The 25,294-nt window shown below is 59.9% G+C and carries 20 protein-coding genes and 1 riboswitch; of the genes, 13 read left to right on the top strand and 7 right to left on the bottom strand.

Annotated features, from left to right (window positions below):
• Nucleotides 1-890 precede the first annotated feature (890 nt).
• Nucleotides 891-1,709 carry a M48 family metallopeptidase gene (locus ACIONG_RS19000; RefSeq protein WP_103306243.1) on the top strand — a complete coding sequence of 273 codons (819 nt, stop codon included), beginning with the start codon at nt 891-893 and terminating at the stop codon, nt 1,707-1,709.
• Between the two features lie 124 nt (nt 1,710-1,833).
• On the opposite strand, the gene ACIONG_RS18995 is transcribed toward ACIONG_RS19000, so the two are convergent.
• The 3 genes from ACIONG_RS18995 to ACIONG_RS18985 form a co-directional block, all read right to left on the bottom strand.
• Nucleotides 1,834-2,418 carry a TMEM165/GDT1 family protein gene (locus ACIONG_RS18995; protein WP_103306242.1) on the bottom strand — a complete coding sequence of 195 codons (585 nt, stop codon included), beginning with the start codon at nt 2,416-2,418 and terminating at the stop codon, nt 1,834-1,836.
• Nucleotides 2,419-2,507: 89 nt separating this feature from the next.
• Nucleotides 2,508-2,630, bottom strand: a riboswitch (yybP-ykoY riboswitch).
• A gap of 51 nt (nt 2,631-2,681) precedes the next feature.
• The gene (locus ACIONG_RS18990; protein ID WP_401301906.1) at nt 2,682-3,680 is read right to left on the bottom strand and encodes a methyltransferase; all 999 of its coding nucleotides are present in this window, start codon (nt 3,678-3,680) and stop codon (nt 2,682-2,684) included.
• 32 nt (nt 3,681-3,712) lie between these two features.
• Nucleotides 3,713-4,678 carry a 2-hydroxyacid dehydrogenase gene (locus ACIONG_RS18985; RefSeq protein ID WP_401301903.1) on the bottom strand — a complete coding sequence of 322 codons (966 nt, stop codon included), beginning with the start codon at nt 4,676-4,678 and terminating at the stop codon, nt 3,713-3,715.
• A gap of 293 nt (nt 4,679-4,971) precedes the next feature.
• On the opposite strand from ACIONG_RS18985, the gene ACIONG_RS18980 reads away from it, so the two are divergent.
• A complete protein-coding gene (locus tag ACIONG_RS18980) occupies nt 4,972-5,601 on the top strand; it encodes a LysE family translocator (protein ID WP_401301900.1) in 630 nt (209 codons plus the stop codon).
• 64 nt (nt 5,602-5,665) lie between these two features.
• On the opposite strand, the gene ACIONG_RS18975 is transcribed toward ACIONG_RS18980, so the two are convergent.
• Complete coding sequence (locus tag ACIONG_RS18975) at nt 5,666-6,430, bottom strand: AraC family transcriptional regulator (protein WP_401301897.1); 765 nt, start codon at nt 6,428-6,430, stop codon at nt 5,666-5,668.
• Nucleotides 6,431-6,515: 85 nt separating this feature from the next.
• On the opposite strand from ACIONG_RS18975, the gene ACIONG_RS18970 reads away from it, so the two are divergent.
• The 7 genes from ACIONG_RS18970 (at nt 6,516) to ACIONG_RS18940 (ending at nt 17,612) form a co-directional block, all read left to right on the top strand.
• On the top strand, nt 6,516-7,700 hold the full coding sequence (locus ACIONG_RS18970) for an MFS transporter (RefSeq protein WP_401301894.1): 1,185 nt from the start codon (nt 6,516-6,518) through the stop codon (nt 7,698-7,700).
• Between the two features lie 146 nt (nt 7,701-7,846).
• Nucleotides 7,847-9,529, top strand: coding sequence for a fatty acid--CoA ligase (locus ACIONG_RS18965; RefSeq protein ID WP_213026553.1), 1,683 nt, complete (start codon nt 7,847-7,849; stop codon nt 9,527-9,529).
• A 338-nt stretch (nt 9,530-9,867) separates the two neighbouring features.
• Nucleotides 9,868-11,757: a DUF1302 domain-containing protein gene (locus ACIONG_RS18960; protein WP_103306236.1), complete on the top strand. Its 1,890-nt coding sequence runs from the start codon at nt 9,868-9,870 to the stop codon at nt 11,755-11,757.
• Nucleotides 11,758-11,784: 27 nt separating this feature from the next.
• Nucleotides 11,785-13,149 carry a DUF1329 domain-containing protein gene (locus tag ACIONG_RS18955; RefSeq protein ID WP_401301889.1) on the top strand — a complete coding sequence of 455 codons (1,365 nt, stop codon included), beginning with the start codon at nt 11,785-11,787 and terminating at the stop codon, nt 13,147-13,149.
• 176 nt (nt 13,150-13,325) lie between these two features.
• Nucleotides 13,326-16,058, top strand: coding sequence for a LuxR C-terminal-related transcriptional regulator (locus tag ACIONG_RS18950; RefSeq protein WP_401301886.1), 2,733 nt, complete (start codon nt 13,326-13,328; stop codon nt 16,056-16,058).
• 60 nt (nt 16,059-16,118) lie between these two features.
• The gene (locus ACIONG_RS18945) at nt 16,119-16,763 is read left to right on the top strand and encodes an MBL fold metallo-hydrolase (protein ID WP_103306233.1); all 645 of its coding nucleotides are present in this window, start codon (nt 16,119-16,121) and stop codon (nt 16,761-16,763) included.
• A gap of 114 nt (nt 16,764-16,877) precedes the next feature.
• The gene (locus ACIONG_RS18940) at nt 16,878-17,612 is read left to right on the top strand and encodes an OmpA family protein (RefSeq protein ID WP_103306232.1); all 735 of its coding nucleotides are present in this window, start codon (nt 16,878-16,880) and stop codon (nt 17,610-17,612) included.
• Between the two features lie 253 nt (nt 17,613-17,865).
• Here the strand turns inward: ACIONG_RS18940 and ACIONG_RS18935 are convergent, their stop codons facing one another.
• A complete protein-coding gene (locus ACIONG_RS18935; protein WP_007961596.1) occupies nt 17,866-18,300 on the bottom strand; it encodes a YhcB family protein in 435 nt (144 codons plus the stop codon).
• Nucleotides 18,301-18,444: 144 nt separating this feature from the next.
• On the opposite strand from ACIONG_RS18935, the gene ACIONG_RS18930 reads away from it, so the two are divergent.
• The 3 genes from ACIONG_RS18930 (at nt 18,445) to zapE (ending at nt 21,639) form a co-directional block, all read left to right on the top strand.
• On the top strand, nt 18,445-19,074 hold the full coding sequence (locus tag ACIONG_RS18930) for an alpha/beta hydrolase (RefSeq protein ID WP_401301959.1): 630 nt from the start codon (nt 18,445-18,447) through the stop codon (nt 19,072-19,074).
• Nucleotides 19,075-19,098: 24 nt separating this feature from the next.
• Nucleotides 19,099-20,454: a tryptophan--tRNA ligase gene (locus ACIONG_RS18925; RefSeq protein WP_103306231.1), complete on the top strand. Its 1,356-nt coding sequence runs from the start codon at nt 19,099-19,101 to the stop codon at nt 20,452-20,454.
• Between the two features lie 90 nt (nt 20,455-20,544).
• The gene (zapE, locus tag ACIONG_RS18920; RefSeq protein WP_103306230.1) at nt 20,545-21,639 is read left to right on the top strand and encodes a cell division protein ZapE; all 1,095 of its coding nucleotides are present in this window, start codon (nt 20,545-20,547) and stop codon (nt 21,637-21,639) included.
• A 195-nt stretch (nt 21,640-21,834) separates the two neighbouring features.
• Here zapE and ACIONG_RS18915 read toward each other — a convergent pair whose 3' ends face one another.
• Entirely contained in the window at nt 21,835-22,731 is an 897-nt protein-coding gene (locus ACIONG_RS18915; RefSeq protein ID WP_169842445.1) for a GlxA family transcriptional regulator, read from the bottom strand.
• 250 nt (nt 22,732-22,981) lie between these two features.
• Here ACIONG_RS18915 and ACIONG_RS18910 point away from each other — a divergent pair, with 250 nt between their 5' ends.
• Complete coding sequence (locus ACIONG_RS18910; protein ID WP_401301881.1) at nt 22,982-24,118, top strand: acyl-CoA dehydrogenase family protein; 1,137 nt, start codon at nt 22,982-22,984, stop codon at nt 24,116-24,118.
• 145 nt (nt 24,119-24,263) lie between these two features.
• Here ACIONG_RS18910 and ACIONG_RS18905 read toward each other — a convergent pair.
• Nucleotides 24,264-25,294: NADP(H)-dependent aldo-keto reductase (locus ACIONG_RS18905; RefSeq protein WP_401301878.1), on the bottom strand; the 1,031-nt coding region annotated here is incomplete at its 5' end.

The raw sequence follows: 25,294 nt of genomic DNA, 5'->3' as shown, positions 1-25,294 counted from the left end.
ACCGACTTTATAAGGCGCCGGATCGATCACGCAGGATTTCTTGCTCTCTTTCGAGCACAGGTAGTACTCGCTGGCGCGCACGCCGGTGGAGAGGACTTTCTGATCGTCGACGTCCACCAGTTTATCGAGGCCGAGCGTGCCGTCGTCATTACGGAACCACCACGGCAGGAAGCGCCCGTTGGCCGCATCGATACCCACCACGCTGGTGCCGATGTAGGCCGCGTCGTTGTGATCGAGGACGTTTTTTTCCCAGCCGATGTAGGTGCCGAGAATCTTCGGGTTCTTCTCGACGTTCTCTTTGATCAGGCTGATCAGTTGTTCACGACTGACGTTCAAGCGCGGCTGGCCATCGGCGCCCGGCGTGCCGAGCAGGGCGTTGACCCGTACGAGTCCGCCGGCAATCAGCAGCGGCGCTTCGAGTTCGCGCTGGATCTGGCTGACCTGGGTTTGTGCCAGCGAGGTCAGGCGCTGTTCGATGACTTGCTCGAACTGGGCCTGGGTGCGCTGTTGCACCATATCCTGAGTGCGGGCGCCGGAAAACAGCGCATACAGCACCAGCGCGGCGACCACGCTGAGAACGATGGCGCCGGCCAGGGCGGCGACGGAAAACTGGATCGACTTGAACTTCATGGGAGCTCCGCACGCAAGAGGACGTCTGCGCTGTTGTATCGGCAGCAGGCATTGCGCCATGAGTCGCGGCGAAGGGATTTGCCCAGGGATGTCGCAAATGGATCAGTGGGCGACGCCGTGGCAGAGGCTTGTCGGGCGCTGTGAATTTTTTACGACAGGGGTGCGGGAAATTTCTGAAAGTCGCTGCAATACGTCCGTTGTATCTGGCGTCGATACAATTACCCGCCTAGGATACGCGCAGGTTTTCAGGGAGCTTTTGAATGAACAAGACATTGGTTGTAAGTGCACTGAGCGCAGCGCTGTTGCTGGCTGGTTGTCAGTCGGTCAACACCACCAGCGGCGGCGCCGTGGGTGTGGAGCGCAAGCAGTACATGTTCAGCATGCTGTCCTCGCAAGAGGTCGACCAGATGTATGCCCAGTCGTATCAGAAGACCGTCGGCGAAGCATCGAGCAAAGGCGTGCTGGACAAGACCAGCCCAGAGGCCAAGCGGGTTCAGGCGATTGCCAACCGTTTGATCGCCCAGGCGCCGAACTTCCGTCCGGATGCGGCGCAGTGGCAGTGGGAAGTCAATCTGATCAAGAGCGATGAGCTCAACGCCAACTGTGGTCCTGGCGGCAAGATCATTTTCTATACCGGGCTGATCGACAGCCTGAAACTCACCGACGATGAAATCGCTGCGGTGATGGGCCATGAAATCGCCCACGCCTTGCGCGAGCACGGTCGTGAAGCGATGTCGAAAGCCTATGGCGTTGAAATGGCCAAGCAGGGCGCGGGCGCGTTGCTCGGTCTGGGTCAGGACAGTCTGGCGCTGGCCGACACCGTGGCCAACTACGGCATGACCTTGCCCAACAGCCGTGCCAACGAAAACGAAGCCGACCTGATTGGTCTGGAGCTGGCCGCACGCGCGGGGTACAACCCGAACGCGGCGATCACGCTGTGGAACAAGATGAGCAAGGCGTCGGAAGGTTCGCCGCCGGAGTTCATGAGCACTCACCCGGCATCGACCAGCCGGATTGCCTCGTTGCAAGCGGCGATCCCTAAGGTTATGCCGCTGTACGAACAGGCCCCGAAATCCTGAGTCGGTGATCGTTCCCACGCTCTGCGTGGGAATGTCTCAAGGGACGCTCCGCGTTCCAAAAGGGATGCAGAGCGTCCCCGGCTGCATTCCCACGCAGAGCGTGGGAACGATCCTTCTCTCAGGGTTAAACCCAGCCACTGCTCTGCATCGCCTTGTACACCGCGACGATCGCCAGAATCAGGAATGCCGAAGCCGCCAGGCGACGGATCAAGGTCAACGGCAATTTATCCGCCGCAAAATTACCCGCCAATACCACCGGCACGTTGGCAATCAACATGCCCGCCGTGGTGCCGATAATCACCAGCCAGAGTTCCGGGTATTGCGCGGCGAGCATCACTGTCGCGACCTGTGTCTTGTCACCCATTTCGGCCAGGAAGAACGCAATCAGCGTGGTCAGGAAAGGCCCGAACTTGCGTGCGGTGCTGGTTTCATCGTCGTCCATTTTGTCTGGCACCAGCGTCCACAACGCAGTGGCGGCGAAGCTTGCGGCGAGAATCCAGTGCAGAACAGAGTCTGAGAAAAAGCTGCCGAACCAGGCGCCGACCGCACCGGCTGCTGCGTGGTTGGCCAGTGTCGCGGCAACAATACCGGCAATGATTGGCCAGGGTTTGCGGAAGCGAGCGGCGAGAATCAGCGCGAGCAGTTGCGTCTTGTCGCCGATTTCGGCCAAGGCAACGATTGCGGTGGGAACGAGTAATGAGTCCAGCATCAGGATTTTCCTAAGGGGCGGGTCGACACTGCTATGACACGTACAGCCTTCCCGCCCCGGGTAAGGTGTGCGTGTCATAGGTCTTGTCAAACCCTGCGATCCGTCTGGTGCGGACGCTTGGGTCGCATACGCCATGATCTGAGGATCAAGTATGTTGACGTATGCCGGACGAGCTTGGCGCTCGTGGGAGACTACTCCCCTAGGACGGAGCGGATTCTGCCTAGGCAAATCCGATTGAGCAAGCCTCTTTTTGAAAAGAAATTTCAGCCGCGCTTGGCGCGGTAGATGCGAAAACCATTGCCCTCGGCCTTGATTGCACAGACCCCAAGATGCTCTTCGATCAACGGTTGATACTTCAGGAAGCTGTTCGCCACCAAGCGCAGTTCGCCGCCGTTTTTCAGATGTTTGGCTGCTTTTCGCAGCAAGTTCTCAGTGGCGAAATAATCGGTATGCACGCCGACATGGAACGGCGGGTTGCTCAGAATGGCGCTCAAGCCCATCGGCGCGGCGTCGATTCCGTCACCGGTCAGCACCTCGGCTTCCAGACCGTTGGCAGCCAATGTCAGACGGCTGCTGGCGGCGGCAAATGCATCAACATCGAGCAACGTGACTTGATTGTGCGGGTAGCGACGTTTGACCGCAGCGCCCAACACGCCCGCGCCACAACCGAAGTCGAGCAGATGACCGCTCGGCAGTTTGTCCAGATGCTCCAGCAGCAGCGCGCTGCCGCGATCAAGTCGGCCATGGCTGAACACGCCCGGCAGGCTGATGACTTTCAGCGGGCCTTCGGCCAGTGGCAGCTCATAAGTCTGCGCCAGACTGTCCAGCGATTTCGCTTCAGGCGCATTGGCGACCGTGACTTGCCACAGTTGGCAGTGACGCGCGCTATCGAGCTTGCGTGGCTTACCGAACGGGTTGAGCTGCTTGGACGCGCCTTCAATACCGCTGCGTTTTTCGCCGACCAGAAACACTTCGCGCCCAGCCAGACGCGCAGCCACCGCGTTCAGGATGTAATCGGTCAGGTCCTTGGACTTGGGCAAAAACACCACGGCGCTGTCGAACTCGCGCTCTGGAATGTTCACGCCAAAATGACTGCGACCTTCGAAACGCGCTTCGAGGGCGGCTTGATCGCCGGCATGCCAGCACCAGCCAAACGCATTGGGCAGGCGCCCGAGCAAATCGTCGGCAGGCAAACCGGCCAGCAACAGCGAACCCTGGAATAACTCGGCCTGACGAAGCAGTACTTCACTGCGCGGATCCATAACTGCTCCTCAAAAAAAAGTGCCGCAGTTTATCAACTGACGACCCGCAGCGCCTTACCGCTGAAGAACGCTTCGGCGTTTTCGGTCAATTGACCGACGATGCGCTGTCGGGCTTCGCGGCTGCCCCAGGCGTTATGCGGGGTGACAATCAGGCGCGGAATGTCGGCGGCCAGCAGCGGATTGCCCTGGGTGGGTGGCTCGACGCTGAGCACATCAGTGGCAGCGCCGCCGAGATGGCCGGCGCGCAAGGCATCGGCCAGCGCCTGTTCGTCGATCAGTCCACCGCGGGCGGTGTTGACCACGAACGCCCCGGGTTTCATCGACGCCAATTGGTGGGCGCCGATGAAGTGACGAGTGTGTTCGTTGAGCGGGCAGTGCAGGGTGAGGGCGTCGACCTGCGGCAGCAATTCTGCCAGTGGCAGACGATCCGGGCGGGCCGGGCGCCCCGGAATCTGCCCGAGCAATACGCGCATGCCGAAAGCCTCAGCCAGACGTGCGACGGCGCCGCCGAGTTCGCCATGGCCGAGCAGGCCAAGGGTTTTGCCTTCTAGTTCGACAATTGGGTAGTCGAGCAGGCAGAACTGTTTCGCCTGCTGCCAGCGACCTTCGCTGACGGCTTTCTGATAATCGGCCAACCGTGTGGCGAGGTTGAGCAGCAACATGATCGTGTGTTGCGCCACCGATGGCGTGCCGTAACCCTGGCAGTTGCACACGGTGATGCCCTGAGCGCGGGCGGCGGCGAGGTCGACGTTGTTGGTGCCGGTGGCGGTGATCAGGATCAGTTTCAGATCCGGGTTGGCGGCCATGGCGGCGGCGTCGATCAGGATCTTGTTGGAGATCGCTACTGTTGCGCCTTGCAGGCGTTCGGTGACTTGTTCAGGCAAGGTCTGGGCGAACAGTTGCAGGTCGCTGAAGCAGGCGCGCAAAGGGCTGAGGTCGAGATCGCCAAGGTCCAGCGAAGGGTGATCGAGGAATACGGCGCGGCGCGGGTTCATCATCAACTGTACCTTTTGTGCTTTGAACGGAAGGCGTAATCTGCCGAGCCTACCAGATGAAACAAATCGTTACGCACAGCGCCCGCAATACCCTGTGGCGAGGGGATTTATCCCCGATGGGTTGCGAAGCAGCCCAAAAACGGCTGTTTGGGTGGATCAGACCAGGCAATGGCAATGGTATTGCGACTGCTGCGCAGTCGGTCGGGGCGGTGCGACGTTTCGCTAAATCCCCTCACCATAGGCACTGCGTTTCCTACAGATTTATTTATTGACCAAGCTGACCCAGAGGAGCCCCCATGTACTGGACCGAGTTCTTGACCGTTGCACTGATCCATTTGCTGGCCGTCGCCAGCCCCGGCCCGGACTTTGCCGTGGTGGTGCGCGAGAGCGTGACCCATGGTCGACGCGCCGGCACCTGGACGGCGTTGGGTGTCGGCACGGCGATTTTCCTGCACGTGGGGTATTCGCTGCTGGGCATCGGCCTGATCGTGTCGCAGTCGATCGTGCTGTTCAATGCGTTGAAATGGGCCGCCGCCGCTTACCTGCTGTACATCGGTTTCAAGGCCTTGCGCGCTCAACCGGCAAAAACCGTCACCGATGACCTGCACAAGGAAGCGGGTGTGCGCACTGCGCGTGGCGCTTTCACCTCGGGCTTCGTCACCAACGGTCTGAACCCGAAAGCCACGCTGTTTTTCCTGTCGCTGTTCACCGTGGTCATCAACCCACACACGCCGCTGGCGATTCAGGCGGGTTACGGGGTTTATCTGGCGGTCGCGACAGCGTTCTGGTTCTGCCTGGTGGCGATGCTGTTCAGCCAGCAACGGGTACGCGCCGGTTTTGCCCGCATGGGCCACTGGTTTGATCGCACCATGGGCGCGGTGTTGATCGCGTTCGGCGTGAAAATCGCGTTTACCGAAATGCATTGAGAAAAAACCGCAAACAACCTGTGGGAGCGAGCCGGCTCGCTCCCACAGGTTATTGGGGTGATTCCTAAAGGATTTCGCTGAGCTTGCTGAGGGTATTGAGATACTCGCGGGGATTCTCCCCAAGCAAGCGGCGAAACATCGCGCTGAACGCCCGCGCACTGCCGTAACCCAAGTCCCGCGCCACGCTTTGTACGCTGTCTCCGGCGAGCAGGCGCGGCAGGGCTTCCATCAGGCGCAGTTGCTGGCGCCAGGCATTGAAATTCATCTGCAGTTGTTGCTGAAACAGCCGCGTCAGCGTGCGCGAGCTGGCGCCGACCTGCTGCGCCCAGTCTTCCAGCGTGTTGGGATGATCCGGGGTTTGCAGCAGCGCCAGACAAATGTTCTGCAGGCGCCGGTCGCTGGGCATCGGGATGTGCAGCGGCAGGTTTTCCAGGCTGGCGAGTTCTTCCAGCATCAGTTGCTGAATCAGCGGATTGTCGGCATGCGGCGGACCTTGCACGGCACGCAGGATCAGCTCGCGCAACAACGGCGTGACCGCCAATACGCAACACTGATGCAAGCTGGACGGCGACAGCTCAGGGGCGATGAACAGCGAGCGCATTTGCACATCGCCGGACATGAAAATCTCGTGCGCCACTTCCGGTGGAATCCACACCGCGCGGCTGGGCGGAATCACCCACGCGCCCGATTCCGTGACCACGCGCATGACGCCGCAGACGGCATACAGCAACTGTGCCTCGCGATGCAGGTGCAGCGGCTGGTGCGCGCCGTCCAGATAATCCCGGGGATAGGCGCTCACCGGGCCGTGTTCGAAGTGGCTGATCAACATGGCGGTTTTGATGACTTGTTTGGCAGGAATGCGCTTTTTCGCCAACTTAGCATAGGCGCATCACAACAACGAAAAGCGTGCCGCAATGAATCAATCCAGCCAAGTCATCCGCTACATCAACGCTGCCCATGTGATCGATCACATGTTCATGCTGATATTTCCCGCTGCCGTGCTCGGCATGACCCAGGCCTTCGGCCTTGATTACGCCGCGCTGATCGGCCTGTCGCTCGGCGGCTTCATCGCTTTCGGCGCCTGTTCGCTACCCGCCGGTTGGCTGGGCGATCACTGGAGCCGGCGGCAGATGATGCTGGTGTTTTTCTTCGGCATCGGCGCTTCGGCGATCTTCACCGGCCTGAGTAACAGCCCGGCCATGCTGGTGATCGGCCTGACGCTGATCGGCATTTTTGCCGCGATCTATCACCCGGTGGGCACGGCAATGTTGGTCGCGTACGCGCAGAACCGAGGCCGGGAAATCGGCATCAACGGTATGTGGGGCAACCTCGGCGTGGCGTTTTCGGCGCTGATCACCGGTTTGCTGGTGGCGCAATTCGGCTGGCGCTCGGCGTTTCTGTTACCGGGGGCGGTGGCGATTGTGTTGGGTATCGGCTTTGCCTTGCAGGTACGTGAGGAGCCGATTCCGCAACGCCCGCACACCGCCCTCAAAGGTACCGGCGGTCAGCGCATTTCGATGGTTATGGTGTTCGGCGTGCTGGCGTTGGCCACGGCCACCGGCGGCGTGGTGTTCAACGCCACCACCATGACCTATCCGAAATTGTTTCAGGAGCGTTTGCATGAGCTGTTCGCCTCGCCGCAGACCCTTGGCGTGGTGGTCAGTCTGGCCTACGCGTTTGGTGCGGTCGCGCAGTTGAGCATTGGTCGGGTGTTGCACCGGATCAGTCTGAAATGGCCGTTCATTGTGTTGACGATGTGCCAGGCACCGCTGTTGTTCGCGCTGGCCTATGCCGACGGCTGGGTGGTGATCGCCCTCGGTGCAGCGTTCATGTTTGTAGTGTTCGGTCAGGTCACGGTGAACGATGCCATGGTCGCCAACTTCGTCGCACCGCAGTGGCAATCCCGGGTCTTTGCCCTGCGTTACTGTTTATCGTTCGGTGCCAGTGCGACGGCGATTCCGCTGATTTCTTTTGTCGAACCGCGCCAGGGTTTTGTGGGGCTTTATCTGATTCTGGCGGGTTTCGGTGCTTTGACCTTCCTGGCCGCAGTGGTTTTCCCACGCACACCTTCCGAAGAGGCGGCAGGACAAACCGCCTGAGCGGTGGCGAATTCCGGCAAATGCTGGCGCAAAGCTAGCATTTGTACGGCTGTGCAAATCATTCCTTCGGCTGATTTGGCTGGCGTATAAGGGTTCTAGAGTACAAATCTCTACGCCAACACCGTGCAGTCAGAAAAGGGATTCTTATGTTGCAGACTCGCGTCATTCCCCCGGCCGATGGGGCCTACCAGTATCCATTGCTGATTAAACGGCTGCTGATGTCCGGCGCCCGCTACGAGAAAACCCGCGAGATCATCTACCGTGACCAGTTGCGCTACAGCTATCCGACCCTGATCGAGCGTGTCGCCAGGCTGGCCAACGTGTTGACGGCGGCCGGTGTGAAGGCCGGTGATACCGTGGCGGTGATGGACTGGGACAGCCATCGTTACCTGGAATGCATGTTTGCCATTCCGATGATCGGCGCGGTGATCCACACCATCAACGTGCGCCTGTCGCCGGAGCAGATCCTCTACACCATGAACCACGCCGAGGACCGCTTTGTGCTGGTCAACAGCGAGTTCGTCGGCCTGTATCAAGCGATCGCGCCGCACCTGACCACAGTGAAGAAAACCCTGCTGCTGACCGATCTGCCGGAAAAAACCGCCGAGCTGCCGAACCTGGTTGGCGAGTATGAGCAACTGCTGGCAGCCGCCAGCCCGCAATACGACTTCCAGGATTTCGACGAAAATTCGGTCGCCACCACGTTCTACACCACAGGCACCACCGGCAACCCGAAAGGCGTGTATTTCACCCATCGACAACTGGTGCTGCACACCATGGGCGTGTCGACCATCATGGGCTCGATCGACAGCGTGCGTCTGCTCGGCACCAACGACGTGTACATGCCGATCACCCCGATGTTCCACGTTCACGCCTGGGGCCTGCCTTACGTGGCGACCATGCTTGGACTCAAACAGGTTTATCCGGGGCGTTACGATCCGGAGTTTCTGGTCGAGTTGTGGCGCAAGGAGAAGGTCACGTTCTCCCACTGCGTGCCGACCATCCTGCAAATGTTGCTGAATGCCAAAGGCGCGCAGGGCACCGATTTCGGCGGCTGGAAAATCGTCATTGGCGGCAGCGCGCTCAATCGCACCTTGTATGAAACCGCCAAGGCTCGTGGCATTCAGCTCACCGCTGCGTACGGCATGTCCGAGACCGGTCCGCTGGTTTCCTGTGCGCATCTCAATGATGAGCTGATGGCCGGCACTGAAGACGAGCGCACCACCTACCGGATCAAGGCCGGTGTGCCGGGGCCGTTGGTGGAGGCAGCCATCGTCGACGCCGAGGGCAACTTCCTCCCGGCCGATGGCGAAACCCAGGGCGAACTGGTACTGCGCGCACCATGGCTGACCGAGGGGTATTTCAACGAACCGCAGAAGGGCGCCGAACTCTGGGCCGGTGGCTGGCTGCATACCGGTGATGTGGCGACGCTCGACAGCATGGGCGTGATCGACATCCGCGACCGCATCAAGGACGTGATCAAGACCGGCGGCGAGTGGATCTCTTCGCTCGATCTCGAAGACCTGATCAGTCGTCATGTCGCGGTACGCGAAGTAGCAGTGGTGGGCATCGCCGATCCACAGTGGGGCGAGCGCCCGTTTGCCCTGCTGGTGATTCGTGAAGGTCATGAAATCGGGGCGCGCGAGCTCAAGGAACACCTCAAGCCCTTCGTCGAACTTGGGCACCTGAGCAAGTGGGCGATTCCGAGTCAGATCGCCCTTGTTACCGAAATTCCCAAGACCAGCGTCGGCAAGCTCGACAAGAAGCGCATCCGCCTCGACATCACGGAATGGCAGACCAATAACAGCACCTTCCTTTCGACACTTTGAGTGTCTGCTGGCGCGCCGAAAACGGCGCGCCAGACCCACCAAGCAAGCGCTTGGCTTGTGAAATCGAAAAAATCAGCCATCCTTGCCGTGCCGACATCTGTCGGACTGGCGAAAGGACTGTTCCAGAGTGGTTGGCGACTGCAAATCACACTTTAGAGGGATCTAGCAGTACCACCTGCTGGCTATAGTCCGCTCAAGGATTTTTAAGAACGGGGCACACGCACACATCGGGGCGATGCATCTTTGGAGTGATTTCGGGTCGCCGCTGGCACCCGGTCATCCACAACGTTTTTAAAAGTACTCACTGCCATAACAATAATGCACATGGAGTAGCGTCGATGACCTCAGTAAACCAGTTCTGGCGCCGGGCGAAACTGCCTCTGGCGGTCAGTCTTGCTTCTTCGCTCGCCGGGCCCGCATTCGGCGTCAGTTTCAACGTCGGTGAAATCGAAGGTCAGTTCGATTCATCCCTGTCGATCGGCGCCAGTTGGTCTACCCAGAGCCCGAACAAGAACCTCATCGGCGTCAACAATGGTGGTCACGGTCTGTCGCAGACTTCCGACGACGGCCACGCCAACTTCAAGAGCGGCGAAACCTTTTCGAAGATCTTCAAGGGCATCCATGACCTTGAATTGAAATACGGCGACACCGGCGTGTTCGTCCGTGGCAAATACTGGTACGACTTCGAACTCAAGGACGAAAGCCGCGAGTTCAAGGACATCAGCGATTCGGGCCGCAAAGAGGGCGCCAAGTCGTCCGGCGGGCAGATCCTCGACGCCTTCGTCTACCACAACTACTCGATCGCCGATCAGCCGGGCTCCGTGCGTCTGGGCAAGCAGGTAGTGAGCTGGGGTGAAAGTACCTTCATCGGTGGCGGCATCAACTCGATCAACCCGATCGATGTGTCGGCGTTCCGCCGTCCAGGTGCCGAGATCAAGGAAGGCCTGATTCCGGTCAACATGTTCTACGTGTCCCAGAGCCTGACCGAAAACCTTTCGGCCGAAGCGTTCTATCAGCTGGAATGGGACCAGACCGTTGTCGATAACTGCGGCACGTTCTTCTCGCAGCCGGACATCGTTGCCGACGGTTGCAACGACAACCTGCGCGTGCTGAACAAGCGTTCGCAAATCCCGGCCATTGCCTTGGGGCCGTTGGGCGCCAACGGCGTCAACGTCAACGAGGAAGGCGTGCTGGTACGTCGTGGCCCGGATCGCGATGCCCGCGACAGCGGGCAGTGGGGCGCCTCCTTCAAGTACATGTACGAACCGCTGGACACCGAGTTTGGCGCCTACTTCATGAACTACCACAGCCGTGCGCCGATCTTCAGCGCCACCGGTGCGCCACAATCGGTCTACAACACGGCGCGCGCGCTGCCGGGGCCTTTTGCGGCACTCGCACCACTGCTGGTCGCGGGTAACTCGAATTACTTCATTGAATATCCTGAAGACATTCGTCTCTACGGCCTGAGCTTCTCCACCACCCTGCCTACCGGTACGGCGTGGAGCGGCGAGATCAGCTACCGTCCGAACGCACCGGTGCAACTGAACTCCACCGATATCCTGTTCGCCGGTGTGCGTCCGATCGGCGGCGCACTGACCAACGCTTCGATACTCAATGGCGTGCCGGGTCAGGATCTACACGGTTACGAGCGCAAGGAAATCACCCAGCTGCAGACAACGTTCACGCACTTCTTCGATCAGGTCATGGGCGCCAGCCGTCTGACCCTTGTTGGTGAAGTCGGCGCGACCTACGTCGGCGGCCTGGAAAGCCGTTCCGACAAACGTTATGGCCGCGATCCGGTATATGGCCCGGGTGAGTTGCCGGCCACTGGCGGCGTCAATACCTGCGCCAATATTCTCAACGCCAGCACCATCAATGGCGCCGGGCCTGGCTCGCCGCAGAACAACCGCAGCCGCAATTGCGACAACGACGGTTTTACCACGTCGATGTCCTGGGGCTACCGCGGTCGGGCGATCTGGGAATACAACGACGTGTTTGCGGGTGTGAACCTCAAGCCGAACGTGGCCTGGTCACACGACGTCAGCGGTTACTCGCCAGGCCCTGGCGGCAACTTCGAGGAAGGGCGCAAGGCTGTCAGCCTCGGCGTTGATGCCGAGTACCAGAACACCTATACCGCGAGCCTGGCTTACACCAACTTCTTCGACGGCAAGTACACCACCGTGGATGATCGCGACTTCGTTGCGCTCAGCTTCGGCGTGAACTTCTAAGCACTGCATTTCAGGACGAACGAATTTATGAAAATAACAAAGAGTCTGTTCCACGCCGGTGTTCTGGGCCTGTCGCTGCTGGCGACCGGTGTCATGGCCGCAGTGCCTGCTGCCGAAGCCGACAAACTGGGCAAGAGCCTGACCCCGATGGGCGCCGAAATGGCCGGCAATGCCGACGGTTCGATCCCGGCCTGGAAGCCGCTGCCGAAGAATGCGGGCAGCGTCGACAGCAAAGGTTTCCTGTCCAACCCGTACGCCAGTGAGCAACCGCTGTTCACCATCACTGCGAAGGACGCCGACAAATACAAGGACAAGCTTGCGCCGGGCCAGTACGCGATGTTCAAGCGTTACCCGGACACCTTCAAGATGCCAGTGTATCCGTCGCATCGCGGCGCCACCGTGCCGGATGAAGTGTTCGCCTCGATCAAGAAAAACGCCACCACCACCAATCTGGTGTCCGGTGGCAACGGTCTGGAAAACTTTGAAACCGCTGTACCGTTCCCGATTCCGAAAAGCGGTGTGGAAGTCATCTGGAACCACATCACCCGCTATCGCGGCGGCAGCGTGACCCGTCTGGTGACCCAGGCGACGCCACAGCCGAACGGCTCGTTCAGTCTGGTGTACTTCCAGGACCAGTTCGTGTTCCGCGACAAGATGAAGGACTACGACCCGAAAAACCCGGGCAACATCCTGTTCTACTTCAAGCAGAAAGTGACGGCGCCGGCACGTCTGGCCGGTGGTGTGTTGCTGGTGCACGAAACCCTCGACCAAGTGAAGGAGCCACGTTCGGCGTGGGTCTACAACGCCGGTCAGCGTCGTGTGCGCCGGGCGCCACAAGTGTCCTATGACGGTCCGGGTACTGCGGCGGACGGTCTGCGTACCTCCGACAACCTCGATATGTATAACGGTGCGCCGGATCGCTACGACTGGAAGCTCGAAGGCAAGAAAGAGATGTACATCGCCTCCGACAGCTACAAGCTCGACGATCCGAAGCTGAAATACGCCGACATCATCAAGGCTGGCCACATCAATCAGGATCTGGCGCGTTACGAGCTGCGCCGCGTCTGGCATGTGGTTGCAACCCTGAAAGAAGGTCAGCGCCACATCTACGCCAAACGTGACTTCTACATCGACGAAGACACCTGGCAAGCTGCGGTGATCGACCACTACGACGGTCGTGGTCAACTGTGGCGTGTGGCCGAGGCGCATGCCGAGAACTACTACGACAAGCAAGTGCCGTGGTATGCCCTGGAAACCCTCTACGACCTGCAGTCCGGCCGCTACCTGGCACTGGGCATGAAGAACGAAGAGAAGCAGGCGTATGACTTCGGCTTCACCGCCACCACCAGCGACTTCACCCCGGCTGCACTGCGTCAGGATGGTGTTCGCTAAACCGCTGTAAACGCGAGGCCGCATCCTCGTGAAAACGCCCCGACTGGTTCGGGGCGTTTTTTTGCCTGTAGTCTTTTTGTAGCCATTTGTAGCAGCAACCTTCATAACCGGTTCGTTTAAGGCTAGTCTGCGGACATCTGCAACGCCGCCAACAGCAATTCGAACAAGAGCCGGCCATGACTGATCTGTCCCCACTTCCGGGTCCCGCAAGCGTTGCCGTCGCGGCATTGGACGGGCGTTTTTTTCGCCCGCCGCTGCCCGATGGCTACGTCTTGCGACCACGCCTTTGCGAGCGCCTGCAGGCCGGGCTCGGTGGGCGCCTGTTGCTGGTCAGCGCCCCCGCCGGGTTTGGCAAGAGCTCGCTGGCGGTGGAGTTCTGCCAAAGTCTGCCGGCGCACTGGCAGAGCCTCTGGCTGGGGTTGAGCCCGCGCGACAGCGACCCCGGGCGGTTTCTCGAGCGTCTGCTCGAAGGCTTGCAAGACTACTTTCCGCAACTGGGCAGCCGCGCACTGGGCCTGCTGAAGATGCGGCAGCGCCACCAACCGTTTGCCTTCGAAGAATGGCTCGACGGTTTGCTCGATGAGCTGACGCTGCACCTCGATCCGGCCACGCCGCTGTTGCTGGTTCTCGACGATTACCATCTCGCCCAAGGGCCAGTGCTCGACCGTTGCCTGCAATTTTTCCTCAATCATTTGCCCGATGGCTTGCTGGTCATGGTTACCAGTCGGCAGCGTCCGGACTGGCATCTGGCGCGCCTGCGGCTGTCGCGGCAGTTGCTGGAGTTGCACGAGGCGGATCTGCGCCTGACCCATGACGAAGCCTTGACCCTGCTCGATCGCCACAGCACATCACTGCGTGGCGAAGCCCTGGAAAACCTCATCCAGCGCAGCGAAGGCTGGGTCGCCGGTTTGCGTTTCTGGCTGCTTGCGGTGTCCGAGGCCGGCAGCGATGCGGCGTTACCGCAAGCGCTGAACGGCGGGGAAGGGCTGATCCGCGACTATCTGCTGGAAGAAGTCATCGATTGCCTGCCCGCCGAAGTCCAGGCGTTTCTCTACGACACTGCCCCGCAGGAGCGCTTTTGCAGCGAGTTGTGCGACGCCGTTCGCGAGGCCCACGACAGCGCCGAGATCCTGCGTTTCCTGCTTGCGCATCAGGTCTTTCTGGTGCCGCTGGATGAACATGGGCACTGGTATCGTTATCACCATCTGTTTTCTGATTTGTTGCGCAGTCGGCCGATTGCTCAAGCTATGGTGCCCACCGCGACCCTGCATTTGCGCGCCTGTCGCTGGTTCAACGCTCAAGGTTTGCTCGACGAAGCGGTGGAGCAGGCCTTGCGTGCCGGCCACCTCGACGTGGCAGCGAATCTGGTACAGAACCTCTCCGAGGAGCAACTGCTCGCCGAGCAGAACGTCGGCATGCTGCTGCGCTGGAAAATGGACTTGCCCGACAGCCTGCTGATCAGTACGCCGCGGCTGATCGTCCTCTATAGCTGGGCACTGGGGCTGGCCTGCCAGCTCGATGCGGCCGAAGAACTCTCCAGCCACTTGAGCCGTTTCCTTCCGGCGCCGTCCGCCACGGCACAAAGGTCGATGCTGGCGCAATGGCTGGCGCTGAGCGGGATCATCGCTCGTGGTCGCGGCCATCGTGAATTGACCCTCAGGTATTGCAGCGAAGCCCTGGAGAGCCTTCCGGCCAAACGCTACGGTCAACGGCTGATGTGTTTGTCGACGCTGTCCAATCTGGCAATCGCCGACGGCGATCTGTGGCGCGCTCGCGGCTTGAACCGCGAATCCCTTGAGCTGGCGCAACGCGTCGGCAACCCGTTGTTCGAAGCGTTGGCGCATTACGACCGTGCCCGCGTCTTGCAGGCACGCGGCGAAATCCTCCGCGCGCTGGATGAAGTCCATCAAGGACTGGAACGCCTGCGCGGATTGTCCCCACAACGGTTATACGCGGTGCGCGCACGGCTGACGTTGTATGAAGGTTTTCTGCTGGCGATGCGCTTGCAGCCGCAAGCCGCCCGCGTGCGTCTGCTGGCCGGGATAGGCGAAGCGCGGGCCTGCCGCGATATCAGCGTGTTGATCGGTCACTGCGTGATCGCCCGCCTGGACGGCGCCACCGGCGAATTCGCCAAAGCCTTCGCCGAACTCGCCGAAGCCGAACGGCTGATGCACATCTGGGACGTGCCGCCGATCTACTATCTGGCGATGATCACGCTGGTCAAATGTGAACTGTGGCTGGCGCAGGGGCGCACCGATCTGGCCGAGGCCTGGCTGGCGCGTCTGGGCCAGACTTACACCGGCGAACGCGCCGCCGCACCACCTGAATTTCATCCACAGCTGCCGCTGCACGTTGAGTTGCAACAGGCATTGCTAGATATGATCCAGGGGCAACCGATGCTCGCCGAAGGGCGGCTGAACGTGCTGCATGAGAACGGTCAGCAAACCGGGCGACAGTTGCTCAGTGTGATGGCGTTGACCCAAAAGGTTGCTTTGCTGCTGGCAGGTGGGCGCGAGCCGGAAGCGCGCAAGGCGTTGGGCCAGGCGCTGGAAGCCGCGGCAGGGGGTGTGCTGCAACCGTTCGATGCTTTGGTGAAAAGACATGCCGACTGGTTACGCGGACATTTACAGGCTTCACCAGCGCTGGCGGGGCAGCAGTTGCTCGAACACTTTCCACCTGCCACACCCCGTCCAGCCGCCGAGTCAGCGACCACCGAACAACTCAGCAGTCGGGAGCTGGCAGTGTTACGTCTGATCGCGCAGGGTTGTTCGAATCAGGAAATCAGCGAGCAGTTGTTCATTTCGCTGCATACCGTGAAAACCCACGCTAGCCATATCAACAGTAAATTGGGGGTTGAGCGGCGGACGCAAGCAGTGGCGCGGGCCAAAGAATTGGGGTTAATGGTCTAGCGGCGGTAAAATCCGGAATCTTCCGTTTTCGACGTTGTTGAACAATGCTCAGGATTCCCCATGACCGTTCCAGGCCCAGCACTTATCCGCGAAACCTTCCCCGTCGGCCCGCTACAGTGCAACTGCACCATCATCGGTGACCCGATCACCAAAAAGGCCATCGTCGTTGACCCGGGCGGCAATCCGGACCTGATTATGGCGCGCCTCGACGCGCTGGGTCTGAAAGTGGTCAGCATCATCCACACCCACGCGCATCTCGATCATTTTCTCGCCTCTGGCCAGATGAAAGAGAAAACCGGCGCGACCCTGCATTTGCACAAGGATGACCAGTTTTTGTGGGACAACCTTGAGATGCAGTGCCAGATGTTCGGTGTGCCCTATACCCCGGTGCCGTCGCCGGATCGCTGGCTCAGCGATGACGAAGAATTGGCCTGTGGTTGCGGCGTGGCGCTGCATACGCCGGGTCATACGCCAGGTTCCATGAGCTTTTGGTTTTCCGAGGCTAAGCTGTTGATTGCCGGCGACACGCTGTTTCGTCGCGGCGTAGGGCGCACGGATTTGTGGGGCGGCGATCAGGCGACCATCGTGCGTTCGATCAAGCAGCGGCTGTACACCCTGGACGAAGACGCAATCGTCGTTGCCGGGCATGGTCCGGACACGCGTCTGGGCGATGAGATGCGCGAAAACCCGTTTGTGCGGGCCTAAATATTTTGTCACGAGTGTGCGGCGGAATTTTTGTGCATTGTCAGGATCCAACGCCCGCAGAGGTCCATTGCCAAACGGCCGCTGCATCACAGAATGCAAAAGTAGGAGCTCTCAATGTTCACCAAGCGTCGTTTGATTATTGTCGCTACTGCCGTGGCCTTGCTGTCCGGCTGCGCCTCGCCCAACCCGTATGACAATCAGGGCCAGGCCGACGGTGGCTCCCAAGGCATGAGCAAAACCGCCAAGTACGGTGGCCTGGGTGCGCTGGCTGGTGCCCTGGCGGGTGCTGCCATCGACCATAACAACCGTGGCAAGGGCGCCTTGATCGGTGCGGCCGTGGTGGGTGCTTCGGCGGCCGGTTACGGTTACTACGCTGACAAGCAGGAAGCCAAGCTGCGTGCGAGCATGGCCAACACCGGAGTTGAAGTGCAGCGTCAGGGCGATCAGATCAAGCTGATCATGCCGGGCAACATCACGTTCGCTACCGATTCGGCGAACATCGCGTCGAGCTTCTATCAGCCGCTGAACAATCTGGCCAACTCGCTGAAAGAGTTCAACCAGAACCAGATCGAAATCGTCGGCTACACCGACAGTACCGGCAGCCGCCAGCACAACATGGATTTGTCCCAGCGTCGTGCGCAGAGTGTGGCGACCTACCTGACCTCGCAAGGCGTCAGCGGTGCCAATCTGTCGGCCCGTGGTGCCGGTCCGGATAATCCGATTGCCAGCAACGGCGACGTCAATGGCCGTGCGCAGAACCGTCGGGTTGAAGTCAACCTGAAAGCGATTCCTGGCCAGCAGTATGGTGGCCAGCAGCAACAGCCGGGCACCGTTCAGCAGTATCCGTAAGCGATTGCCTGAATGAAGAAATGCCCGGTCCTGTGATCGGGCATTTTTTTGTCTGGCCTGTTATGGCCTCATCGCGGGCAAGCCCGCTCCCACAGGTATTGGTGGTGTACACAAAACCTGTGTTCCACACATCACCCTGTGGGAGCGGGCTTGCCCGCGATGAGGCCATCACTGGCGATACAAATCGGCGGATACAAAAAAGCCCCCGGACAACAACATTGTCCGGGGGCTTTTTCTTTGGTGCGAAGACTGATTACTTCTTCAAACCATAATGCTCATCGAGCATGCCCGGCGAGTTCGGGGCTTTCGGTGCGTAATCACGCGGTGGTTCCTGATCGCGCGGTGGCGTCAGGCGTTCGCGTGGTGCCTGCGCCGCGTCGGCGTGCAAGGCAGCGATCAGGCGTTGGCGGGTTTGCTCGTCCAGGGCCAGACGATTGGCGCCCTCGGCGAGGTGATCCTGCACTTCCTGATAGCTCTGGGTCAGTTTCTTGACCAGCATCGCGGTGCTGTTGAAGTGGGTGACCACCTCGTTTTGATAACTGTCGAAACGCTCCTGGATATCATCCAGTTGACGCTGCGTACGGCTCGGCGCGGCGTTTGGTGCAACGCGCGCGATCAGGAATCCAATGGCGACACCCACAACCAGGGCAAGAGTCGGTAACAACCAAACTAAGAGCGAGTGTTCCACGAGTCCTTCCTCTATAAACGGCTTTGCTTTACGTTAACGGCTCGAACCTGCGCTGTATACCGCGATTCACTCGCAATAGATTGGCACAGACAATTTGCTAGACGAGTCGACCCGATTCGAGGTCACGGAGTTCCTTCCTTGCTGATGCGTGAAACCCCTGTAGTGATTGACGGCCCGGTGGGTCAACTTGAGTCCCTGTACCTGGATAACGAGCAGCCGCGAGGCATTGCGCTGATCTGCCATCCGAACCCGGTGCAGGGCGGCACCATGCTCAACAAGGTCGTCTCGACCCTGCAGCGCACCGCGCGCGACGCGGGTCTGATCACCTTGCGCTTCAACTATCGCGGCGTCGGCGCCAGCGAAGGGACGCACGACATGGGCACCGGCGAAGTCGATGACGCCCAGGCTGCCGCCGCATGGCTGCGGGAAAAACACCCGGATCTGCCGCTGACCCTGTTCGGTTTTTCCTTCGGCGGATTTGTTGCAGCAAGTCTCGGCGGGCGCCTCGAAGCGCAAGGCGTGCCGCTCAAGCACCTGTTCATGGTTGCCCCGGCGGTGATGCGTCTTGGCGAACAGGATCCACTGCCACAACACGGCGAACTCACCGTGATCCAGCCAGAAACCGACGAAGTCATCGATCCGCAACTGGTTTACGACTGGTCGGAACAACTCCTGCGCCCCCATGAGCTGCTGAAAGTGGCAGAATGCGGACACTTTTTTCATGGCAAGCTGACCGATCTCAAGGATCTGATCCTGCCGCGTCTTTCGAATTGATTGCAGTCTGACAAGCGATTACCCATGACGAACCGTACCCGCATCCTCACCGGCATCACCACCACCGGCACGCCGCACCTGGGCAACTACGCCGGCGCCATCCGCCCGGCGATTCTCGCCAGCCGCGACAGCAATGCCGATTCGTTCTACTTCCTGGCCGACTACCACGCCCTGATCAAATGCGATGACCCGCTGCGCATTCAGCGCTCGCGTCTGGAAATCGCCGCGACCTGGCTGGCCGGTGGCCTCGACGTCGATCGCGTGACCTTCTACCGTCAGTCCGACATCCCGGAAATCCCTGAACTGACCTGGCTGCTGACCTGCGTCGCCGCCAAGGGATTGCTCAACCGTGCCCACGCCTACAAGGCCTCGGTGGACAAGAACGTCGAGACCGGCGAAGACCCGGATGCCGGCATCACCATGGGCCTCTACAGCTATCCGGTGCTGATGGCGGCGGACATTCTGATGTTCAACGCGCACAAGGTGCCGGTCGGTCGCGACCAGATCCAGCACGTGGAAATGGCCCGGGATATCGGCCAGCGCTTCAACCACTTGTTTGGTCAGGGCAAAGAATTCTTCACCATGCCCGAAGCGCTGATCGAGGAAAGTGTGGCGACGTTGCCAGGCCTCGACGGTCGCAAGATGTCGAAGAGCTACGACAACACCATCCCGTTGTTCTCCAGCGCCAAAGAAATGAAGGACGCGATTTCGCGGATCGTCACCGACTCCAAAGCTCCAGGCGAAGCCAAGGATCCGGACAACTCGCACCTGTTCACTCTGTTCCAGGCCTTCGCCACGCCGGCGCAATCCGACGAATTCCGCAGCGAACTGTTGGGCGGTCTGGGTTGGGGCGAGGCGAAGAACCGTCTGTTCCAGTTGCTCGACAACCAACTCGGCGAGGCTCGCGACAAGTATCACCAGTTGATCGAGCGTCCGGCTGATCTGGAAGACATCCTGCAGATCGGCGCGAAAAAGGCCCGTGCCGTGGCGACGCCGTTCCTCAACGAACTGCGCGAAGCCGTTGGCCTGCGTTCCTTCGTCAATCAGGTGCAGGTCGCTGCGACCACCAAGAAGAAAGCCGCGAAAGCCGCACGCTTCGTCAGCTTCCGTGAAGACGACGGCAGCTTCCGTTTCCGTCTGCTGGCGGCCGATGGCGAACAACTGCTGCTGTCGCGCAACTTCGCCGACGGCAAAACCGCCGGCCAGGTGACCAAGCAACTGCAATCCGGCCAGCCTTTGGACGTGCGCAGCGAAGACCTGAGCTTCAGCGTGTGGCTGGAAGGCGAGTGCGTCGGCGACAGCCCGGCGTTCGCCGATGTTGCTGCGCGGGATGCGGCCGTCGAGGCCTTGCGGATCGCTCTGACACCGGTTCAGGAATAATCAACGGGCCGGCCCGACCAAGGGCTGATTGCCATTCCCACGGGCCGTCGCTACAGTGACGGCCCGTTTTTGTTGCCTTGCTAACGAATTATGACGCCCCTAGAACGATACCAAGCTGATCTGAAACGCCCGGACTTCTTCCATGATGCCGCGCAGGAAACTGCTGTGCGTCATTTGCAGCGCCTGTACGAGGATCTGATCGCCGCCGATCAGAACAAGCCGGGCCTGCTGAGCAAACTGTTTGGCAAAAAGGATCAGACCCCGGTCAAGGGCCTGTATTTCTGGGGCGGCGTGGGTCGCGGCAAAACTTACCTGGTCGACACCTTCTTCGAAGCGCTGCCGTTCAAGGAAAAGACCCGCACCCACTTCCACCGCTTCATGAAGCGTGTGCACGAAGAGATGAAAACCCTCGGCGGCGAGAAAAACCCGCTGACCATCATCGCCAAGCGTTTTGCGACTGAGTCGCGGGTCATCTGCTTCGATGAGTTCTTCGTTTCCGACATCACCGACGCGATGATCCTCGGCACGCTGATGGAAGAGCTGTTCAAGAACGGCGTGACCCTGGTCGCGACCTCGAATATCGTCCCGGACGGTCTGTACAAGGACGGCCTGCAGCGTGCGCGCTTCCTGCCAGCCATCGCGCTGATCAAGCAGAACACCGATATCGTCAACGTCGACAGCGGCGTCGACTACCGTCTGCGTCACCTCGAACAAGCGGAACTGTTCCACTATCCGCTCGACGAAGCCGCGCACGAAAGTCTGCGCAAGAGCTTCAAGGCGCTGACACCGGAATGCACGGCGGCGGTGGAAAACGATGTGTTGATCATCGAAAACCGCGAAATCCGCGCCCTGCGTACCTGCGATGACGTGGCCTGGTTCGACTTCCGCGAACTGTGCGACGGCCCGCGTAGCCAGAACGATTACATCGAGTTGGGCAAGATCTTTCACGCTGTGTTGCTCAGCGGTGTCGAGCAGATGAGCGTCACCACCGACGACATCGCCCGACGCTTCATCAACATGGTCGACGAGTTCTACGACCGTAACGTCAAGCTGATCATTTCTGCTGAAGTCGAGCTGAAGGATCTGTACACCGGTGGACGTTTGAACTTCGAGTTCCAGCGCACGCTGAGCCGTCTGCTGGAGATGCAATCGCACGAATTCCTGTCGCGGGCGCACAAGCCTTAAACAGAATCGGCAAAGAAAAAGGGCCTGCGATTGCAGGCCCTTTTTTATGCGCTGAAGAAAAATTCGAGTGCGCCGCGACCCCTGTGGGAGCTGGCTTGCCAGCGATAGCGGTTTGTGAGCGAAATGAATATCGCCTGACACGACGCCATCGCTGGCAAGCCAGCTCCCACAGGTTTTGTATTTGCTTCGGGGGGGTTAAGCAGCCTGCTGAAACTGCTGCCGATACTGGTTCGGTGACAACTCGGTGTGCTGGCGGAACAATCGCGCAAAGAAGCTCGCATCGTCGTAACCGACTTCATAGCTGATGGTCTTGATGCTCTTGCGACTGCCGGACAGCAAGCCTTTGGCCGTCTCGATGCGCAGACGTTGCAGGTAGTGCAGCGGCTTGTCGCCCGTCGCGGTCTGGAAGCGGCGCATGAAATTGCGGATGCTCATGCCGTGCTCGCGGGCCACGTCTTCGAAGCGGAACTTGTCGGCGAAGTGCTCTTCGAGCCAGTGCTGAATCTGCAGGATGATCACGTCCTGATGCAGCTTCTGGCCGCCGAAACCGATACGTCCCGGCGAATAGCTGCGCTGCACTTCATAGAGGATGTCGCGGGCCACGGCTTGCGCCACGTTGGCCCCGCAGAAGCGTTCGATCAGGTAGATGTAGAGGTCACACGCCGAAGTAGTGCCGCCGGCGCAATACAGGTTGTCGGCGTCCGTCAGGTGTTTGTCCTGATTGAGGTAAACCTTCGGGAAGCGCTCGGCGAAGGCATTGAAGAAGCGCCAGTAGGTGGTCGCTTCCTTGCCGTTGAGCAGCCCGGCCTCGGCCAGCCAGAACACCCCGGTGGCTTCGCCGCACAGCACCGCGCCGCGCGCATGCTGCTCGCGCAACCATGGCAGGACTTGTGGATAACGGCTGCAAAGCGTATCGAAATCGTCCCAGAACGCTGGAAGGATGATCACGTCGGCGTTTTCCAGGCCGCCGTCCACCGGCATCACGACGTCACTGAAACTGTTCACCGGTTTGCCGTCAGGGCTGACGAGGCGGGTTTCGAACGCCGGTGTCAGGCCGTGGCCCAGTTGTTTGCCGTAACGCAGGCTGGCCAGATGGAAGAAATCCTTGGCTTGCATGAGAGTGGAGGCGAAAACCCGGTCGATAGCCAGGATGCTGACGCGCCGCAAGGGCGTGGAGACTTGCTTAGACATAATTCAACTTTTGTTTTGTTTTTATAAGGGAAAGTGGTCACCAGACGGCTGGATCGTCTTATTTTTTGTCGGATGTGTCCAGTGTCCTGTATCGGAGGCGAGGCTTAGTCTCTGAAGGTCATAACCCTCCAACAAGAAAGAAAGGTGCCGCATGATCCCCAGAACCTTGTTCAGCTCCGAGCACGAATTGTTCCGCGACAGCGTACGAACCTTCCTCGAAAAAGAGGCCGTGCCGTTCCATGCTCAGTGGGAAAAACAAGGCCATATCGACCGCAAGCTGTGGAACAAGGCAGGGGAGGCGGGGATGCTCTGCTCGCATCTGCCGGAAGAATACGGCGGGCTGGGGGCGGATTTTCTCTACAGCGCGGTGGTGATCGAAGAAGTCGGTCGATTGGGCCTGACCGGGATCGGTTTCTCACTGCATTCGGACATCGTTGCACCGTACATCCTGCATTACGGCAGTGAAGCGCTGAAGCACAAATACCTGCCGAAACTGATCTCGGGCGAAATGGTCACGGCCATTGCCATGACCGAGCCGGGTGCCGGCTCCGACCTGCAGGGCGTGAAGACCACCGCTGTGCTGGACGGCGATGAATATGTGATCAACGGTTCGAAAACCTTCATCACCAACGGCTTTCTCGCCGATCTGGTCATCGTCGTCGCCAAGACCGATCCGAAGGCCGGCGCCAAGGGCACCAGCCTGTTTCTGGTCGAGGCGAATACGCCGGGCTTCGAGAAGGGCAAGCGCTTGGAGAAGGTCGGTATGAAGGCCCAGGACACGTCGGAATTGTTCTTCCAGGACGTGCGTGTGCCGAAGGAGAACCTGTTGGGTCAGGCCGGGGCAGGGTTTGCCTATTTGATGCAGGAGCTGCCGCAGGAACGTTTGACCGTGGCGATCGGCGGTCTGGCCTCAGCCGAGGCTGCGCTGAAGTGGACGCTGGATTACACCCGTGATCGCAAGGCGTTCGGCAAGGCGATTGCCGATTTCCAGAACACGCGCTTCAAGCTGGCGGAGATGGCAACTGAAATCCAGATCGGTCGAGTGTTCGTCGATAAATGTCTGGAACTGCACCTGCAAGGCAAGCTCGACGTGCCGACGGCGGCGATGGCGAAATACTGGGGCACCGACCTGCAATGCAAGGTGCTCGACGAGTGCGTGCAGTTGCACGGCGGTTACGGCTTCATGTGGGAATACCCGGTAGCCCGGGCGTGGGCGGATGCGCGCGTGCAGCGGATTTATGCCGGCACCAATGAAATCATGAAGGAGATTATTGCGCGGTCGCTGTAATACAGCGTGATCGTTCCCACGCTCTGCGTGGGAATGCCGCCGGGGAGACGCTCCGCGTTCCGCTGTGGATGTGACGCGGAGCGTCACGGGATGCATTCCCACGCGGAGCGTGGGAACGATCAGGCGGGAAGGGTGGGGTGGTGGATCAAGGTGCAGGGTTCGGATGATCCTTGTGAATCGCCTCGATCCCCGCCAGCACTTCATCGGAAAGCTTCAGATCGAAGCTGGCAATGTTGCTGTCCAGTTGCTCAAGCGTCGTCGCGCCAATGATGTTGCTGGTGACGAACGGTTGCTGAGTGACGAACGCCAACGCCATTTGCGCCGGATCCAGACCGTGCTCTCGGGCCAGCGCGACATAACGGCTGCACGCTGCTTCCGATTGCGCATTGAAATAGCGGCTGAAGCGGCTGTAAAGGCTCAGGCGACCTTTTGGCGGACGCGCACCACCTTCGTACTTGCCCGACAGGAAGCCGAACGCCAGCGGCGAATAGGCGAGCAACCCGCACTGTTCGCGAATGGCGACTTCCGCCAGGCCGACTTCAAAGCTGCGGTTTAGCAGGTTGTACGGGTTCTGGATCGACACCGCACGCGGCCAGCCACGAGCTTCGGCCAAGGCGAGAAAACGCATGGTGCCCCATGGTGTTTCGTTGGACAGGCCGATGTGGCGGATCTTGCCGGCCTTAACCTGCTCGTCGAGTGCTTCGAGGGTGTCTTCGAGCGGGGTGAGGTTGGCTTCGATCTTGTGTTTGTAGCCCAACTGTCCGAAAAAGTTGGTGCTGCGCTCAGGCCAGTGCAACTGGTAGAGATCGATGTAATCGGTCTGCAGGCGCTTAAGGCTGGCATCCACCGCTGCGGTGATGTGCTGGCGGTTGTGGCGCAGGTTTTTGTCGCGGATGTAGTCGATGGTGTTGCCTGGGCCTGCAATCTTGCTGGCGAGGATCCAGTCGGCGCGGTCGCCACGACTTTTGAAGTAATTGCCGATGTAGCGCTCGGTCGTGGCGTAGGTTTCGGCTTTTGGCGGCACCGGATACATTTCGGCGGTGTCGATGAAATTGATCCCGGCCTCTTTGGCCCGTTCGATCTGCGCGAAGGCTTCAGCTTCAGTGTTTTGCTCGCCCCAAGTCATGGTGCCGAGGCAGATTGCACTCACGTTCAGGTCGGTACGGCCTAGCTGGC

This window comes from Pseudomonas sp. NPDC087817 (assembly GCF_044742875.1).
Classification (GTDB): domain Bacteria; phylum Pseudomonadota; class Gammaproteobacteria; order Pseudomonadales; family Pseudomonadaceae; genus Aquipseudomonas.
Note: the sequence above shows the minus strand (reverse complement) of the source record. Positions and strands in the feature narration are given on the sequence as shown.

Excerpts from the sequence above, each read along its gene's own strand:
- ACIONG_RS18955 (WP_401301889.1), top strand. The coding sequence starts at position 11,785 with ATGAAAATAACAAAGAGTCTGTTCCACGCCGGTGTTCTGGGCCTGTCG.
- ACIONG_RS18970 (WP_401301894.1), top strand. The coding sequence starts at position 6,516 with ATGAATCAATCCAGCCAAGTCATCCGCTACATCAACGCTGCCCATGTG.
- ACIONG_RS18925 (WP_103306231.1), top strand. The coding sequence starts at position 19,099 with ATGACGAACCGTACCCGCATCCTCACCGGCATCACCACCACCGGCACG.
- ACIONG_RS18975 (WP_401301897.1), bottom strand. The coding sequence starts at position 6,430 with ATGTTGATCAGCCACTTCGAACACGGCCCGGTGAGCGCCTATCCCCGG.
- ACIONG_RS18945 (WP_103306233.1), top strand. The coding sequence starts at position 16,119 with ATGACCGTTCCAGGCCCAGCACTTATCCGCGAAACCTTCCCCGTCGGC.
- zapE (WP_103306230.1), top strand. The coding sequence starts at position 20,545 with ATGACGCCCCTAGAACGATACCAAGCTGATCTGAAACGCCCGGACTTC.
- ACIONG_RS18965 (WP_213026553.1), top strand. The coding sequence starts at position 7,847 with ATGTTGCAGACTCGCGTCATTCCCCCGGCCGATGGGGCCTACCAGTAT.
- ACIONG_RS18940 (WP_103306232.1), top strand. The coding sequence starts at position 16,878 with ATGTTCACCAAGCGTCGTTTGATTATTGTCGCTACTGCCGTGGCCTTG.
- ACIONG_RS18990 (WP_401301906.1), bottom strand. The coding sequence starts at position 3,680 with ATGGATCCGCGCAGTGAAGTACTGCTTCGTCAGGCCGAGTTATTCCAG.
- ACIONG_RS18995 (WP_103306242.1), bottom strand. The coding sequence starts at position 2,418 with ATGCTGGACTCATTACTCGTTCCCACCGCAATCGTTGCCTTGGCCGAA.
- ACIONG_RS18960 (WP_103306236.1), top strand. The coding sequence starts at position 9,868 with ATGACCTCAGTAAACCAGTTCTGGCGCCGGGCGAAACTGCCTCTGGCG.
- ACIONG_RS19000 (WP_103306243.1), top strand. The coding sequence starts at position 891 with ATGAACAAGACATTGGTTGTAAGTGCACTGAGCGCAGCGCTGTTGCTG.
- ACIONG_RS18910 (WP_401301881.1), top strand. The coding sequence starts at position 22,982 with ATGATCCCCAGAACCTTGTTCAGCTCCGAGCACGAATTGTTCCGCGAC.
- ACIONG_RS18930 (WP_401301959.1), top strand. The coding sequence starts at position 18,445 with ATGCGTGAAACCCCTGTAGTGATTGACGGCCCGGTGGGTCAACTTGAG.
- ACIONG_RS18980 (WP_401301900.1), top strand. The coding sequence starts at position 4,972 with ATGTACTGGACCGAGTTCTTGACCGTTGCACTGATCCATTTGCTGGCC.
- ACIONG_RS18985 (WP_401301903.1), bottom strand. The coding sequence starts at position 4,678 with ATGATGAACCCGCGCCGCGCCGTATTCCTCGATCACCCTTCGCTGGAC.
- ACIONG_RS18950 (WP_401301886.1), top strand. The coding sequence starts at position 13,326 with ATGACTGATCTGTCCCCACTTCCGGGTCCCGCAAGCGTTGCCGTCGCG.